Here is a 14535-nt window from a genome sequence, read left to right on the forward strand (position 1 = left end):
ACGCGTCGTCGAGCGCGTCGCCGAGGCCCTGCTCGACGTTGAGCACGACGGGTCCTGGTACGAGGGCTGGGGCGAGCGGCCACCCAACGGGGCGACAGCACTGGACACGGCGCGGCGTCCCCCCGTCTCCGGCCGGTGGGGCACGGGGGTCGCCGTCGCGACGGGTGGCTGCTGAGTGTTCATGGAACGTGACTTCGAGCCCGAGTGCCTGGGGTTCGTCGCGGACGAGGTGGCCGCAGGAGGGGCAGGGGTGGCTGTCGGCCACCGTGGCGGTGCGGTGTTTCAGGACTGGCGTCCCTGTAGCCAATCGGGCAGGGTCTCTGTGCGGTGGCGCCAGGGGGCGGGGATGCCTTCGGTGCCGACGCGGGAGGCGACGATGCCGCCGACGATCGCGCAGGTGGTGTCGACGTCTCCACCGGCCGAGGCAGTGGCCCACAGGGCAGCCGCGTAATCGGTCAGGTTCCGGGCGGCGCACCAGAGGGTGAAGGGGACCGTGTCGACGGCGCTGACCTGGCGTCCGTTGCCGAGGCTATGGGCGGCGAGTTCGACGTAAGGCTGCTCCAGGAGCGTACGGGCCTCGACGATGCCGTTGCGTACCCGGCCGGCCGGGACAAGGTCCAAGACGGTGGCGAGCAGGTCCGTGCCGGTCACGGGTTCGGTGCGGCGGTACGCGGCGCGGCTGGCGGCGACGGCGACCGCGACGGCCCCGGCGACGGCCTCGGGGTGGGTGTGGGTCACCTCGGCGGACATGGCGGCCTGCCGGGCCGCGCGTTCCGGGTCGCCTGGGAAGCGGGCGCCGAGCGGGGCGACGCGCATCGCCGCCCCGTTGCCCCAGGAGCCCTGCCCGTCGAACAGTCCGGCCGCGAGTTCGCGCCAGTTGCCGCCCTGGCGGACCAGGCGCAGCAGGCGGTTCATCGCGGGACCGTAGCCGCGGTCGAAGTCGTGCCGTTCGGCGAAGGAACGGGCGAGTTCCCCGACCGGAGGAGCTGTGGCGCGGTCTTCCAACGCAGTACGGCATGCCACCCGGACTCGCGCTCCTGCAGGGTTTCCTGGGCGCGGTCCTGGGCCCAGGACTCGACCCACGCGTGGCAGCGGTCGACGGCGATCAGCCAGACCTCGTACTCGTCGCTGGTCGCGCCCAGCACGCTCTCGCCGTCCAGCGACATGGCGGCGAACTCAGGCCGCCCGCGGCGCCGGCCGAGCACCCCGGCCAGGTCCCACTGCTCGGCAAGGCCTACACGCGTCCAGTGACCGCACCAGTGGGACCGGCAGCCGTGCTCGACGACGTTGATCAGGAGCTCATCGTTGTCGTCGATCACGCCGTGTTCGACGACCAGGCGATGCCACTGACCCACGCGAGCGGCGTACTGGCGAGACGCCTGATCGCGCCCTGCCCACACCGGCCTGAACAGGGACCGAAACCACCCCACCAGCACGCTTTGAAGCCTCATCGACAGGCATCCGCCGGCAGCGCGACAATGCCCCGACACCGCACCTCTGCTGAGGGACAGCTTCACGGGGCGCCTGGGCTGAGCCGGCGCGCCGCGAACGCCCCGCTGACGCAGGTGAGTTGCCGATTTCATGGACGTGCCCCCGACTGTTTATGATCTTGGTCATGACTGTGCAGAACCTTGACAAAAACCCTTCCCGTAAGCAGAGACTTCAGGAGAGGCAGCGCCGTCAGCTGGCGGTGGTCGACACCGTGGACAAGGCCGAGGCCAAGGTCCGCAAGGCAGAGGTCGAACTGGCCGTGGCGGTTACTGAGGCAGTGCAGGTCTTCGGCGACGAAGAGTCCGCGTCCGAGGGACTCGACATGCCGGTCGAAACCATCCGGCGCTTCCTTGGCATGGGACGGGACGAAGCGGCCAGGGGCGACAACGTCGCCGAGGTCGATAACGCTTCCTGAGCCCGGCGTTCGTGGCGAGCCATGGTGCGAGACCGGTGTCGACGAGTCGGTGTACGGCTGGTGCCGGTTGACCCACTTCGACGCCGTTGCCCGGGAAATCCCCATCTCTTCGGCTACATGCGCGACCGGACGAGTACGATCTCGTTGAACCGGTGGATCACGTCCCGGACGGTGTCCTCGTCGGCCTGCACCAACTGGGTGGCGACCACCGGCACCCGGTTCCCGCCGCCCGAGGCCAGCAGCATCATCGCGCGCTGGCACCGAACCCAACTGGTCTGCCCCGGGCGCACGATGTGCTGCAGCCGCTGACCCCTCCCGGTCGGTCAACCTCCGCACACGGACGAGTGGTTCACCTGAGGTCCGCCCGTTGTTCGGCACCGACAACAACTCGGCGGCCAAGCCTTCCGAACGGGGCATGCGGATCGGCTGCCAGCAGTACAACTTCCGTTTCCTCGCCTACCGCATGGCCCTGGGCCTGGACGATGTGATCCGCGGCGGCGACACCGCGCTGCTACGGCTCGGGGAACCGGCCTCGCCTGTTCCCGAGTCTGTCTCCGCCCTGCTGCTGGAGCACATCGCGAACCGCGACAACATGAACAATGCCACCAACCCGGCATCCGGTCGGCTCTTCCCCAGCCGTCGGACGGGGTAGCCGTTCCGCCCGGACCACCTGTCCGCGCTCCTGAGCGAGACGGGTCCCGGCCGCACCCACCGCGGCGCCGCCCTCCGGCAGCAACTCCTCAAGTTGCCTGCGCCCGTCGTCGCGGATGCTCTTTGCCTATCACGACAACACCACCACCCGGCTTCTCAAGGAGACTGGCGGGACATGGAGCCGATACCCCCCCCGGTGACCACAACACCGTGACCGAGAGAGATGGACAAGGGACTCGGCCTCACCCTGCCAGTGTCTGTGCCATGCCCACACTCACCCCGCCGGACGGCGCCCGAGTCAGATCCCGGGTCCGTAACCAGGGTCCGGATGCTGGCGAGGGGTCCACCACTCGGTGAGCCCCCATATCCCGAGCGTGAGTGCGGCCACAGCTGAGAGCACCGCAGCCCAGGGACGGTGCACCCATCGCGTGGTCAGCGCCCAAGCGAAGAGTGGGACCAGAGCGCCGCCGAGCACGATGAGCGGCAGATCGACGAAGAGCACACTCAGATCACGGGCATGGCCCTCGAAGCCTCCGTCGATACTGAACGCGGCCCGCGATGCCCAGACAACCAGCGCGGTCGTCGCGCCCAGGGCGGCGAGGAGGCATCCGGCGCCAGTTGGTTACGCGAGCTCACCAGTCGCGCGATTGAGGGAACTGGCGATGCTGGATGGCTGTACCGGCTGGGGTGGATCAGGCAGGGTCGTGCATCGAGTTGTCTGTCTGGCCGTCGTCCAGGATCACGGGGAAACTCCATTGGAGCCGCGCAGCCACCGTTCAGCGTGAGAAGGGGTATGCGACCACCACCACAGAATGTGCCGGGGCGCGGTGTGGACGAGCGTGATTTTGACGCCTTCTACACCGCGAGCGTCGGTCGGCTCGTCGGCCAGTTGTACGCGATGACAGGTGACCTGGCTGAGTCTCAGGACGTGGTGCAGGAGGCCTTCGCCCGGGCCTGGGAACGCTGGGCCGAGTTGGACCTGAACGGTGCCCCCGAAGCGTGGGTGCGCACGGTGGCCTGGCGGCTGGCGGTCAGCCGGTGGCGGCGGGCGCGCACCGCGCTGGCCTTCGCCCGGCGGCAGGGTCCGCCCGCCGCCGTACCGCCGCCGGAACCACACCACGTGCTGCTGGTCCAGGCACTGCGGCGGATCCCCGAGGCGCAGCGGCGGGCCGTGGTGCTGCATCATCTGTGTGATCTGCCGGTGGAGCAGGTGGCTGCCGAGACCGGTTGCCCCGTCGGCACGGTCAAGGCGCACCTGAGCCGCGGACGGGCGGCGCTGGCACGTCTGCTGGCCGATACGGACCTAGAGCTGCGGACGACCCGGCTGCCGGAGGTGAGGCATGGCTGACAGGACGGAACTGGAGCGGTGTCTGGAGCGAAACCTGGCCGGGCTCGCCGAGTCGGGCCGGCAGCAGGTGATGCCGCTTGCCGCGCACCGGGTGCGGGCCCGTGGTGAGCAGCGTATGCGCCGCCGACGGGCGGCTGTGGCGTTCGGCGGCGCGCTGCTGGCCGCCGCTGTGGTGGTGGGCGGTCTGTCGCTGTTCCGAGCCGCCCGGGTGCCGGAGCCGGCCGCGATCGCCCCGGCGCCGACCGTTTCAGGCTTCGTGCCGCCGTCGCCCGCACACGGCGAGGAGTACGCCAGTGAACTGGGCTACGTGTACGGCGCGGTGGCGCAGGGCGACATGGTGCGGGTCACCGTCGAGCAGCTCCGTACCGTCAGGGGGACCGCGGTGCCCACGGGTGTGGTGCACACGCTGACCCTGCCGCGGTGGACGCTGGTGGAAGCACGGCGGCTCTCCGGCGGGTCCCCTGCGGATATGCAGTTGGACCAGTTGGTGAGCCGACTGGCTGCCGGGCCGCGGTGGGTGTTCGCGATCGACTACAACAGCGAGGGCCGGGTGGAGTCCTTGCGGGAGGCCGACCGGCCCGCCGAGTGAGGCCGTCGCCGCATTCGCGGCATCGAGGTGCAACCCAGAGCCGGGCCAGGGCGTAGAGCTCATGTATCCCGACTGCATCTGATCCGATGGGACCTTGCCATGCTCACTTCTCGCCGCCGAACCGGCGCCCTTCCCCTGACCGCTCTCGCCTTGACCGCTCTTGCCCTGACCGCGTGCACCGGCAAGGCAGGCGAAGGGCAGGCGGAGGTTCCTGCCCCGGCAACATCGGTGACGGCTTCAGCGTCGGCGTCCGGACACGCCGCCGTGCCGACCCCGCTCACCACGAAGGTCCCGGCTACTGCGACGACCCCACCCACCGCGACAACCGCGCCCGGCGACGACACCGCCCCGGCCGGCACGACACGCTGGGCCGGTACCAAGCAGTTCATGCAGATACGCGAGGGCTGGATCAGCGGCGGACGGACCTACCTGTCAGTGCGGACGGCCCGGAAGGTGGCCGTCACAGACCCGCACGAGGCGTGGCTGATCATCCCCGGTGAAGGGCCCTACACCACGGTGCTCATGGCCACGGACGCCCGGGTGCTGCTATCGGTCCCGCTGGGCGACAACTCCGCCCCCTACCCCTACTCCCAGACCGAGTTCGTCAACCGGCTGATGGCCGAGCCGAGCTCCTCCCGCTCGGGGCTGGGGTACGACCTCAGCTTCGACGGGAAGGGCCAGGTGACCAGATTGCAGTCGCTGTACACCTCCTGAGTGAGGCGGGGCGCCTGGCCGAGCCGCTGCCCGGGGGCATGTGCGGCGGCTGGCGGGGCCGGCCACGCGGTCACAGCTGGTGGCCTACGGCTGGCGCAAGGACATCACCGTCCATGAACTCCTGGATCCGCTGCCCGCCCTGGTCACCGCGGACCCGGCCCGGGGGCGGGCGCGGGTGGCGCGAATCCAGCCATTGTGCGAACGCCTTGTCCTTCACACCGAGGGCAAGGAGACCAACGCTGCCCGCCCGCGGTGGTGGAACGTCCTGGCCGGGGCAGACCCCGCGGCCCTTGCCGATCTCGCAGCCACCGGCTTGCTCAGCGACTGCAACGGCCCGAACACCATCCTCCACGCGCGCCCGAGAAGACCTCTGGCGCGCGTGGAACGGCACCGCCGATCCGGTCGTGGCAACCGTGCTCCGCATCACCTTGGACACCCCGCTCCTCCAAGCCGACGCCGCACTTCTGGACCGGCTCGCCCGGACAATCGGCCCCTCCACGCCCGACGGCGTTCCACAACTGCTGCGCATCGCACTGAGCAGGGCCGACGAGCGGCAAGCGAACCGCGACTCCTCCAGCGACGGGACCAGGCTGGCCGACGCGCAGCTTGTCGCGGAACTCAACGCCGTCGCCGAACGCGTCGGCGCCCCGCAGCTCACGCGCCTGCCCGAACCATCGGTCACCGACGAGTCCCAGCCCCGCCGCAGCGCACCCATCCCCGCGCAGTCGGCCACGGCCCCGACCTCACCTGCCGACCCGTCGCCCGCGCCCTCCGAACCGGTCGGCCTGATCCGAGTACTCCGCGCATGGCACCTGAGCCCGTACGAGGCCGGCGCACCACAACACACCCTCGAACAGATGAGAGACCTCGTCGGCGACGGCCTGCTCAACCTCGCCACCCGAGGACAGACCGACGAGGCCGACCTGGGTACGCACCCGTGGACAAGGCGGATGGCTGAACTTCGGAGGCGAGACAGCCCTCGACGCCCTTCGTACGGCTGCGCAACTCGATCGCACCCTCACCCACCGCGTCATCACCGAAGAGGCCGAAGCAGCGGTGAGCGCCGGCCGGTACGGGACCCACGGCATCGCCCAGGCACTGATCTTCGCCTTCGCCCAGCAAGCCTTCGGCCTGCCCCCGAACGACTCCCTCGGCCTGGCCTTCGCCCTCTGGGACGAAGCCGCAACGGTCATCGAGAGCAGAGCACCACGCGTCCACGACAGCGAGGACCCCAGCACCCCTACCGCGCCCCCGACAACGACAACGGAACCCCCGTACCCGGCGATCTCGACCACGCCTTCGCGACCGCGGCACTGGCCGCAGTCGCACACGCGGACCGGGAAGGCGAACGCCGAGCGATGGTTGCGACGCGATCTCTGGCCACACTGCGCCCCGAAGCCACGGCACCTGCCATGGCCCTCGCACTGGAGCAACTCTCCGATCCGGCGTCCCTGATGTGGCTGCTGTGCCTCCTCCAGAAACAGGGGCCGCAAGCCCAACCTGTCGTGGACCACTGCCAGGACGTGCTCGAGGCACTGGCCCGAGGACCGCTGCTCACCGTCCGCGCCCTCGCCCGCCGGCTGCTCACCGATGCGGCCAGCGTGTCGATGGGAGCGTCGCACCCGGCCGGGCTGACCCCGGCGGGCCGCCTGTGGACCTCCGCCGCGCAGGGAGACAGCCCGAGAGACCCCGTCGTGACGGGGATGGGGGCAGAGGTGGCTGGCGCGCGGCTGAATGAAGCCGAGCAACTGCAGCCCGGGCTGATCCGAGCGGTCCTCGCCAGGGTTCGCCGCGAGGTTGACACTGAACACACCATCGAGAGGAACAAGGCCCAGTCCCGCGCCAACCTCAGCGCCGACGAGGGCGAGCTGCCGGACGCCTACCTCGCCATCGAGGAGACCATCGAAGAGGCGATTCAAACGGTGGCGTCGGGTAGCCGCGCGCACAGGCTCTCGCAGGGCCTGGGCCTGAGCGATCCGGCAGCTTGGGAGGACCAGCTGGCCACCGTACTGACAGACGGCCCCCGCATTCCGCTGGCCTTCGAAGAGGCACGCCGGCCACGCCCCGACCTTCCTCTGCCACCCGGCCCGGACGACCCGGCCAGCCAGGACACTCCGCTGATCGGAACAACCGCCGAGACCATCTCCACACGGCCACTGACGCAAGCCGCCGCCCTCACCGGACAAGACCCTCCCGGGCTGGCACATCCTCGCTTCCGCGGAGGAACGCAAGTTCCTGTCACCGCACACCCGGACGACCGGCCTGACCGTCGTGAGCTTCTCAGGCCCGGAAGTGACGGATTACGGGAACCAGGACAGCGGCGCCACCCCCTTCTCGGACGGAGACATCGAGGAGTGGACCCGACCGCCGGGGCAGCACCCCGCCGCTGATGCCCCGCCGGGGATCCCGCTCCTCGGCCTCGACCGCGCCATGACCGCCGCCGCAGACGCCGACCAAGGCCTGGGGTCTGCCCGGCTTCGCACTGACACCCGCCACGTGGCTGCCTGCCGCGCTGCGCCTGACACCCGGAGCCCTGCTGACACTGGAGGACGACCGCGGTCCGGCCCTGCGGCTCATGTGCTGGCGCACCGAGTACGAGCGGAGCGCCTACCGCCTGCCGTGGCCGCGGACGACCGGCTGCGCCGTCGTGATCCGCCCCGACCTGCTGGACATCCTGGCCGAGCGGGGATCCGCACCGATCGTCACCTGAGATGTCGTCATGCGGCTGGAAGCGGACTGAAGAAGAGCAGACGGGACACCGTGGTCGGAAGGAACGGCACCCGGTACCAGGCAACGAGTACGACCCGTCCGACGCCAGGGCCCGCACACGACATGTGCGGGCCCTGGCGTCGGGTGTGCTTGGGATCAGGCGGCGGGCTCTGCCTCGGCGGGTTTGGGCGCGAGGGGTCGCAGCAGGGCCTGCGGAAGAAGAAGTAGAGGACCGGGACCACCGTAGAGGGCCCAGATCACGACAGAACTCCAGGAAGCTCGTCCGGTTCTTCCTCGGCTTGATGTGGCCGTAGAGCTTGTCTTTGCCCAGGTCGTAGGCGGCGAACAGGTGCCGGAGCCCGTGCGGGCGAGTGTAGGTCGCCCGTCGGCGGGGGCGGGGCTCGCGGTCGGGGTCCTTGTGACGGCGCTCAATGCCTACCAATTAGGTCGGCTCGGCTGGTGTCAAGGCGATGCGTCCGTTGAGGGAACGGCTTGTCATCCGCTCGTGGGCGGTGACCGCCTGACTGAACGGGAGCACGTCGACCTCGGTCCGGCCGAGTCCGGCGGCGACGACTTGGACGGCCGCTTCGAGTGCGGGCTTCACGGTGTCCGGGTGCGTGGGCAGGTAGGCGCCGGCGTTGAAGCCCATGACCGCGACGCTTTTGAACCAGAGCCGGCTGGTCTCGACCGAGTGGCCCCAGTCCCCACTCGCGTTGCCGGAGGCGATGAGCCGGCCGCCGGAGCGCATCACATCGAGTCTTCTGTCGCGCAGCTCTCCGCCGACGGGGTCGATGACGACGTCGAAGAGTTCCTCGCCGACCGCTGCCAGCTCGGCCGAGTCGATGATCTCGTCATACGGGAGCTTCGTGGCCGCGGCGGCCTGGAGCTTGCTTGCGCGGACCGTGCCGACCACCCGACCGGCCCCCAACTGCTTGGCCATGCCGGGAAACGCCGCGGAGAAGCCGCCGAGCGCCCCATGGATCAGGACGCTCTCGCCCTCGGCCAGTTGGGCCACGCGCGTCAGCGCGACGTGGGCCATCGCGGCATTCGGCACGACCGATACCGCGAGAGCGGGATCGATGTCGTAGCCCTCAAGGGACACGGCGAGAGCCGCACGTCCGATGAAGACGGAGGCGTAACCGCCGGTGCCGCCGTTGGACATCGAGACGACTCTCTCACCGACCGTGAATCCGGTGACCCCCTCGCCGAGAGCGCGCACCGTTCCGGTGACTTCGAGACCGGGGACGAAGGGCGGCTGCGGCATCCCCGGCTGGTCCTTGAAGCGGCCCTCGCGGAAGAACAGATCGATCAGGCCGACGGCGGCGTGGGTGACGTCGATGGCGATCTCGCCCGGGCCTGGCGTGGGATCGGGCAGCTCCACCACTTCGAGAACGCTCGGATCTCCGTACCGGATGGCTTGCACAGCCTTCATGGCGTTCCTCTCACAGACTTAGCGCACCTCGTGATGCGTTATGTTCCGACGGTAGCACGCGTAACGCAACACGCCATGCGTTACCGTTGTGGGGTGCGGGAGAGGGCGAGATCGACGGAGGACAAGGCGCAGCGTTCCAAGGACCTGCTCGACGCCGCGGAGGAGCTCGCGCTCGAACTCGGTGGAGTGCGGTTCGTGACCGTCGCGGGGGTGACCGAGCGCGCCGGCCTTCACCGCACCGGCGTGCGGCGCTACTACGCGAGCAAGGAAGAGCTGCTGCTGGAACTCGCGGAGCGCGGCTGGACCCGCTGGTGCGACACGATCAGCTCGCGACTCTCGGCACAGACCGGCCTCGGTCCGTCCGATGTGTCGAGCCTGCTGGCCGAGACGATCGCATCACTGCCCGTGTTCTGCGACCTCCTCACCCACGCCACGATGAGCCTGGAGGGTGACGTGGACATCGAGCGCGCCCGCCGCTACAAGACTCAGGCGTTCGCGGCGCACGACCGGATCGTCGAGGCGCTGGACCGCGCGAGCGTGATGTCGCACGGCCAGTTGCAGGCGCTGGTCGGCGCGACGCTCCCGCTGGCCGGCGGGCTCTGGCAGGCCGCCCATCCCACGCCGGTCCTCGCCGAGCTGTATGAGCAGGTTCCCGCATGGGGGCATCTCGCGCTCGATTTCCCGGCCCATCTCACACTGCTGCTGCGCGCGATGGCCGCAGGACTCATCGAGACGCTGCCCGTCTCCGAGACCGGCTGAGTGTGACAGCCGGACCTGCTGCCGGTTCCGATACGTTGAGGGAGTCGCGGCCTCCGTCGACTCTGGCGGACGGCTGACGGGACGTCGGGTGCACTGTCACGGGAAACCTGTGCGCTCATGACGAACCCGGCGAGCTTCACGGGGAACGGAACTCGTCCCCCTTCACCTGAACTTGACCTGTCCCCGCCACCGCCCGCTGACCCACGCCGCGCTCGCCAACGGCTGCGGAGACTGGCTCGTCTCACGTCACGGCGTGGCCCGCGCACTCGTGGCCGGTCAGCGCCCTGACCTCCGACCTGACCAGAACGAGCGAGATAAAGTAAACGTCCCGGGAAACATGACAAAACAGCAGGGTGGGCGGATCCTCGACGGTGTCGCGATCCGGGTCGCTCAGCGCATCTTCGCGGTGGTCGCAGCGATCAGGCACAACCCATTGGACCGGCACACCGGTCCCACGGTCGCTCATCGCCCACGACCGCTGGCAGACCGACGCTCGCGCCTATGCCCCGCGCATCCCGGCCCGCGCGAACTCCGTCATGCCTTCCTCGAAACCGACCTCCGGCTTCCAGCCCGGCCCGCAGCCGCGACGAGTCCGCGGTGATGTGCCGTACGTCCCCGAGCCGGTACTCGCCGGTGACGACCGGCTCGGGGCCGCCGTACGCGGCGGCCGGCGCCCGTGCCATCGCGCCGACGGTGTGCGGTTCGCCGCTGCCGGTGAGAAGGAGGCGACACCGGCGTACGGGGTGTCGCGTGGCGTCCTCGCCCACGAGACCGGGCAGGAGGCCGTCCCCGCACACGGGAAACCAACGCGGAACAGACGCATCTGACTACACCGAAGCCCTGAGTCCCCCTCCGCCCCAGGGCTTCGGCGTAGTTTGCTGTCGTCCGTTTTGATCATGTGAGGCCGAGAAGGGCAAGGGGCCGGGTTTGGTCTCGGGCTGCCCGTCGGAGGCCGGAGGCGATGTCGCGGGCGCCGGTCGGGCGGAGAGCTCCGATCGCGAGGTTTCTGCAGGTGGCCATCGCTCTGGGGGTGTTTCCGGTCCGCAGCTGGGAGGCGTCCTCGGCGAAGGTGACGTCCCTGACGTGGTGCAGGGCTTCGACGGTCCAGTGCCCTCGGATTCAGTCGGGCGAGCTGAACCGGGCCGGCCTGCTCGGCGGTGAGGCTGGTGACCGCGTAGACGGTCTTGAGGCTGATCTTCCCGGTCTTGCGGTGGACGCGGCGGCGGACGATCTGGACGGCCTGGCGGGCGCCGGGGAAGAGCGGGTTGTTGACCGTGCACACCTTCAGCCGGCGGATCTCCTGGCGGCCGTGACCGGTCGCACGGGTCCTGTCCTGCAGTGGGGTCTGCGTCCAGGGAAGGGACTTGAGCTGCCGACGGAGCTTCTTCGTGTTGCGCTTGGCGATCACGATGCAGTGGGCCTGCCGGTCGAGCAGGTGGACGGCGTGGTCATGCTGGGTGTGCATCGCGTCGCTGGTGACGACTGTGCCGGCCAGATCCGCGAGGGTGTCGAGCAGAGGCCGGAAGCGGGTGATCTCTTTGGTCTTCTCACCGACGTCCATCTGGGCCAGGACCAGTGCGTTCACGTGGTCGCAGGCGGCCAGGAGGTGGATCTTCCGTCCCTTCGCGCGGGCCGCACCCCGCAGCGACTTCCCGTCGACCGCGAGCCCTCGCAGCCCTTGTCCCCTGGTCTGCCGGTCCGCGAGCCAGGCTCCGACCGCCCGGTCCAGGGCGTCCGCGTCGATTGCCAGGAGCGTCACGAGAGGGTGCCGTACTCCCCGCGGATCCCGCGGGTCCGGGACCTGTGCGAGGCGTTCCAGCAGATCCGGAAGATCGCTCCCGGACACTTCCGGATGCGGTCTGAGCTGATCAAAGGCAGGGGAGATCAGAGATGATGCGTCGGCAGGCACGGGCAGTCCAAGGTCACAGAGCGTAGAGAACTCCATGATCGCGGACGTCCCTGCCTGCTGTGTACCGAGCCCCGCCCAACATGACGAGACGTCAGCAACCGGGCGTCAGCCGACTACGCCGAAGTCCTGAACGAAGAGGGTGCGGTAGTACGCGACTTCCGGTTCGCGCTCCATCCAGATGCTGCCGGTGGGGTCTCCGTTGTTGCGTTGTCGGACCATCCGGTTGATTTCCGCTGCGCTCTTCGAGATGCACGACGAATGGATCGCCTTACCTCGCCGCCAGCTCCCCGAAGGCGATATGGGTGATATCTGCCGTAAACTCTCTTTTGGTTCCTCCGTGCTACCCAACGCACCGAAATGCAACCGCCAGTTGATCCCCAACGCCATGACGAGGGACACTGCCTGGCGGATGCGTGTTCCCGACCGAGTGGCACTCGCTTCGGTATCCTCCCGTGCAGGTCATCAGGGGCCATTTACCCAAAGATTACTGGGCAGTTGACCTCAGGGTTTCGTGGTAGCGTCTTTGTTCCGAGGGACAGTGCAACCTGAAAGGGAAATCGTGAACACGGAGAAGATCGCCGCTCGCCGCCTCTCGCTGGAAGAGGTGACGAAGCTCGGCGTGAAGGACAGGCTCTTCGTTTCCGCCGACACGGCAGAACTCAAGCTTCCCGACTGCTATGTCCCTGCTTTTCTGACCAAGTCCGGTGAGGATTTCGAGGGCGGCTCGATTACGGCGAGAACCGTATTCCAGGAAGAGGTCTCCTGCCTTCCCGACGACGAGAATGAAGCCGGAATCTACTTGGCCGACGAGAACGGCTCGGTGACCATCGAGGTCCTCCAGTCCGCCGGTGTCGTGCTGGACCTGGCACTTTTCGTCCCTGGTGGAGACAAGGGGGCCCTCACGGCCCTTTACGCTGCGGCTCGGCAGGCGTTCGGCGCCGACATCGTGCAGATCTGGCGCCAGGGCCTCAAGGAGGTTCCCGACGTGAAGGTCGACATCTTCGAGGAGCAGATTCCCCGGGGGCGCAAGGGGGGCGACAGCCCCAAGCGTGACCGTCGCGCGATCGACACCTACCCCACCCGTGCGGACTTCATCGAGTTCTCCGCGGGGTGGAAGCCGGTCGTTGAGGTTCACAGGCCGATTGTTGACAACACCCCGACCATCTGAGGCGGCGTTACCTCTCGGTCTCGCCCTGAGGGAACGCCGAGAACGCATGCGCCGGACCCGGTCGACCCCTTAGCGGCCCAGGAAGGCGTCGGAAAACAACTCACGAACGCCGAACGCCGTTCAACTCGATGGCCTCGCGAGACAGCCCTCAGGGCTTCGGCGTAGTCGAGTGACGTCCACTTCGTGCTCAGGCGAGGCCGAGGAGCGTGAGGGGTCGGCGGGCGTCACGCGCATTGCGGTGATGGCCGGAGGCGATGTTCTTCGCGCCGTTCAGTCGCAGGGTGCCGACCGCGAGGTTGCGTCAGGTCGCCATAGCGCGGGGTGGGCTGTCGGTCCGCCACCGCGCACGCGGTCAGGTCGAGGACGACGGCCAGCGCGTGCCGCACTCCTCGTAGCCGGATCATCTGCTATCAGCCCGAACGCCCAGCCCAGCCGCTCATCCCATGCACGAGCGTCGTCCGCATCTGCACCTGTCTCTTCAGCCACGCAGGGGTCATCTCCCGGCACCGTCGGCCGGCTCCGCCCGACGGTGCGCGGAGACGCAGGCCACCGAGGCGCAATGGACATGAGACAGGAACCGTCCGCTCGCGCTCCCTTCACCGCAAGTGGTCGCGAAACGGACGCCCGCCGACTACGTCGAAGCCCTGCTGCTCAGGTGTGCGCCGAGAAGGGCGCCTGACGGGTATATGCCCTGGTCAGGCGCCCTTTTTCTGTGCCTAGAAGAAGCCGAGCTTCTTCGGCGAGTACGACACCAAAAGGTTCTTCGTCCGCTGGTGGTACACGCTCACCGTCGCCTCTGACCTGCGGCAGAGGATGGAATCGTCTGGTGCTGAGCCGAGTTGGTCCGCGCCTGGTCCGGATCTTGGTCCGTGATCTGTGGTGTTGGCGTGCGAGTCCTGCGGTACGACATGGCACAGGTTGTAGAGACCGTCCAGAAGTGTCCAGCCGGTCCAGACTGTGAGCAAAGTTGCAGCTCAGGGCTGCGTAGTCCCGGGGGCCCGCGCCGTCCGTGAGACGTGTCTGAGACGACGAAGCTTCGCCCGGATGTCGAGGCCCACCCCGTCCGGAAGGCGCGACGCCGTGAGGATCATCTCGATTACGTCCTCACGCAGTTCACCGCCGTCGACCAGTTTGACGGCCGGGATGCGCAGCCCCTCCTGCCACACCTCGGTGGCCTTGGGCGACCACGAGGCGAAGGCCAGCTCGCGTCCGCTGCGTACTGGCCCGCTTGGTCGACGTTGCCCGACGCCCGCGACTCGACAGGCATCGGCGGCCTTCCGGCGAGGTTGGCCACCGTTCACTGGGGCGGGCGCGACCGTCGAAGGCGAGAAAATACCTGGTCATGCGCAC

The 14535-nt window shown here is 68.8% G+C and carries 14 protein-coding genes and 7 pseudogenes; 10 read left to right on the forward strand and 11 right to left on the reverse strand.

Features of this window, described 5'->3' with window-relative positions:
* Window positions 1-282 precede the first annotated feature (282 nt).
* A pseudogene (locus CG719_RS05805) lies at window positions 283-969 on the reverse strand (ADP-ribosylglycohydrolase family protein); the annotation flags it as partial.
* Window positions 912-1355, reverse strand: coding sequence for a hypothetical protein (locus CG719_RS36220; protein ID WP_234375446.1), 444 nt, complete (start codon window positions 1353-1355; stop codon window positions 912-914). The pseudogene CG719_RS05805 and the gene CG719_RS36220, both read right to left, overlap by 58 nt.
* 260 nt (window positions 1356-1615) lie before the next feature.
* Between CG719_RS36220 and CG719_RS05810 the strand changes: the two genes are divergently transcribed.
* Window positions 1616-1906 (forward strand): hypothetical protein, encoded by a 291-nt coding sequence (locus CG719_RS05810; RefSeq protein ID WP_234375447.1) that lies wholly within the window; start codon window positions 1616-1618, stop codon window positions 1904-1906.
* Window positions 1907-1933: 27 nt separating this feature from the next.
* Here CG719_RS05810 and CG719_RS36225 read toward each other — a convergent pair.
* Together CG719_RS36225 and CG719_RS05815 are read right to left on the reverse strand one after the other, a co-directional pair.
* Window positions 1934-2071 (reverse strand): annotated as a pseudogene (locus tag CG719_RS36225) (IS481 family transposase); the annotation flags it as partial.
* Window positions 2038-2284: pseudogene (locus tag CG719_RS05815) on the reverse strand (hypothetical protein); the annotation flags it as partial. The pseudogenes CG719_RS05815 and CG719_RS36225, both read right to left, overlap by 34 nt.
* On the opposite strand from CG719_RS05815, the gene CG719_RS35745 reads away from it, so the two are divergent.
* Window positions 2274-2558 carry a hypothetical protein gene (locus tag CG719_RS35745; protein WP_199836550.1) on the forward strand — a complete coding sequence of 95 codons (285 nt, stop codon included), beginning with the start codon at window positions 2274-2276 and terminating at the stop codon, window positions 2556-2558. The pseudogene CG719_RS05815 and the gene CG719_RS35745 overlap by 11 nt on opposite strands.
* A 297-nt stretch (window positions 2559-2855) precedes the next feature.
* Here CG719_RS35745 and CG719_RS36230 read toward each other — a convergent pair whose 3' ends face one another.
* Window positions 2856-3149, reverse strand: a complete 294-nt coding sequence (locus CG719_RS36230; protein ID WP_100567403.1) for a hypothetical protein — start codon at window positions 3147-3149, stop codon at window positions 2856-2858.
* A 201-nt stretch (window positions 3150-3350) separates the two neighbouring features.
* Here CG719_RS36230 and CG719_RS05830 point away from each other — a divergent pair, with 201 nt between their 5' ends.
* The 5 genes from CG719_RS05830 (at window position 3351) to CG719_RS37070 (ending at window position 7918) form a co-directional block, all read left to right on the forward strand.
* Window positions 3351-3905 carry a SigE family RNA polymerase sigma factor gene (locus CG719_RS05830; protein ID WP_100567404.1) on the forward strand — a complete coding sequence of 185 codons (555 nt, stop codon included), beginning with the start codon at window positions 3351-3353 and terminating at the stop codon, window positions 3903-3905.
* Window positions 3898-4494 (forward strand): hypothetical protein, encoded by a 597-nt coding sequence (locus CG719_RS05835; RefSeq protein ID WP_100567405.1) that lies wholly within the window; start codon window positions 3898-3900, stop codon window positions 4492-4494. The genes CG719_RS05830 and CG719_RS05835 overlap by 8 nt, the downstream gene beginning before the upstream one ends.
* Window positions 4495-4758: 264 nt before the next feature.
* Window positions 4759-5208 (forward strand): hypothetical protein, encoded by a 450-nt coding sequence (locus tag CG719_RS05840; RefSeq protein WP_234375448.1) that lies wholly within the window; start codon window positions 4759-4761, stop codon window positions 5206-5208.
* Between the two features lie 1412 nt (window positions 5209-6620).
* Window positions 6621-7598: a hypothetical protein gene (locus tag CG719_RS35310; RefSeq protein ID WP_159024825.1), complete on the forward strand. Its 978-nt coding sequence runs from the start codon at window positions 6621-6623 to the stop codon at window positions 7596-7598.
* Between the two features lie 185 nt (window positions 7599-7783).
* On the forward strand, window positions 7784-7918 hold the full coding sequence (locus CG719_RS37070) for a hypothetical protein (RefSeq protein WP_267895324.1): 135 nt from the start codon (window positions 7784-7786) through the stop codon (window positions 7916-7918).
* 243 nt (window positions 7919-8161) lie between these two features.
* Here CG719_RS37070 and CG719_RS37320 read toward each other — a convergent pair.
* Window positions 8162-8341, reverse strand: a pseudogene (locus CG719_RS37320) (IS630 family transposase); the annotation flags it as partial.
* An 18-nt stretch (window positions 8342-8359) separates the two neighbouring features.
* The gene (locus CG719_RS05860) at window positions 8360-9349 is read right to left on the reverse strand and encodes a quinone oxidoreductase family protein (RefSeq protein WP_100567409.1); all 990 of its coding nucleotides are present in this window, start codon (window positions 9347-9349) and stop codon (window positions 8360-8362) included.
* Window positions 9350-9442: 93 nt separating this feature from the next.
* Between CG719_RS05860 and CG719_RS05865 the strand changes: the two genes are divergently transcribed.
* Together CG719_RS05865 and CG719_RS37505 are read left to right on the forward strand one after the other, a co-directional pair.
* Complete coding sequence (locus CG719_RS05865) at window positions 9443-10108, forward strand: TetR family transcriptional regulator (protein WP_234375449.1); 666 nt, start codon at window positions 9443-9445, stop codon at window positions 10106-10108.
* A 343-nt stretch (window positions 10109-10451) separates the two neighbouring features.
* Window positions 10452-10584 (forward strand): annotated as a pseudogene (locus tag CG719_RS37505) (IS982 family transposase); the annotation flags it as partial.
* A gap of 23 nt (window positions 10585-10607) precedes the next feature.
* Here CG719_RS37505 and CG719_RS36235 read toward each other — a convergent pair.
* The 3 genes and pseudogenes from CG719_RS36235 to CG719_RS35320 all read right to left on the reverse strand — a co-directional run.
* Window positions 10608-10824: pseudogene (locus CG719_RS36235) on the reverse strand (NAD-dependent dehydratase); the annotation flags it as partial.
* 473 nt (window positions 10825-11297) lie between these two features.
* Window positions 11298-12053: pseudogene (locus CG719_RS05880) on the reverse strand (ISAs1 family transposase); the annotation flags it as partial.
* A gap of 69 nt (window positions 12054-12122) precedes the next feature.
* The gene (locus CG719_RS35320; RefSeq protein ID WP_159024827.1) at window positions 12123-12404 is read right to left on the reverse strand and encodes a hypothetical protein; all 282 of its coding nucleotides are present in this window, start codon (window positions 12402-12404) and stop codon (window positions 12123-12125) included.
* A gap of 172 nt (window positions 12405-12576) precedes the next feature.
* Here CG719_RS35320 and CG719_RS05890 point away from each other — a divergent pair, with 172 nt between their 5' ends.
* Window positions 12577-13185, forward strand: a complete 609-nt coding sequence (locus tag CG719_RS05890) for a hypothetical protein (protein WP_100567412.1) — start codon at window positions 12577-12579, stop codon at window positions 13183-13185.
* Window positions 13186-14159: 974 nt separating this feature from the next.
* Here the strand turns inward: CG719_RS05890 and CG719_RS37075 are convergent.
* The gene (locus tag CG719_RS37075) at window positions 14160-14486 is read right to left on the reverse strand and encodes a hydantoinase B/oxoprolinase family protein (RefSeq protein WP_267895326.1); all 327 of its coding nucleotides are present in this window, start codon (window positions 14484-14486) and stop codon (window positions 14160-14162) included.
* Window positions 14487-14535 lie beyond the last annotated feature (49 nt).

The organism is Streptomyces sp. CB01373, from assembly GCF_002803075.1.
GTDB lineage: Bacteria > Actinomycetota > Actinomycetes > Streptomycetales > Streptomycetaceae > Streptomyces.

Coding starts and splice junctions, on each gene's coding strand:
- CG719_RS05810 (WP_234375447.1), top strand. CDS start 1,616: ATGACTGTGCAGAACCTTGACAAAAACCCTTCCCGTAAGCAGAGACTT.
- CG719_RS05830 (WP_100567404.1), top strand. CDS start 3,351: ATGCGACCACCACCACAGAATGTGCCGGGGCGCGGTGTGGACGAGCGT.
- CG719_RS05835 (WP_100567405.1), top strand. CDS start 3,898: ATGGCTGACAGGACGGAACTGGAGCGGTGTCTGGAGCGAAACCTGGCC.
- CG719_RS35310 (WP_159024825.1), top strand. CDS start 6,621: ATGGCCCTCGCACTGGAGCAACTCTCCGATCCGGCGTCCCTGATGTGG.
- CG719_RS37070 (WP_267895324.1), top strand. CDS start 7,784: ATGTGCTGGCGCACCGAGTACGAGCGGAGCGCCTACCGCCTGCCGTGG.
- CG719_RS05860 (WP_100567409.1), bottom strand. CDS start 9,349: ATGAAGGCTGTGCAAGCCATCCGGTACGGAGATCCGAGCGTTCTCGAA.
- CG719_RS35320 (WP_159024827.1), bottom strand. CDS start 12,404: ATGGCGTTGGGGATCAACTGGCGGTTGCATTTCGGTGCGTTGGGTAGC.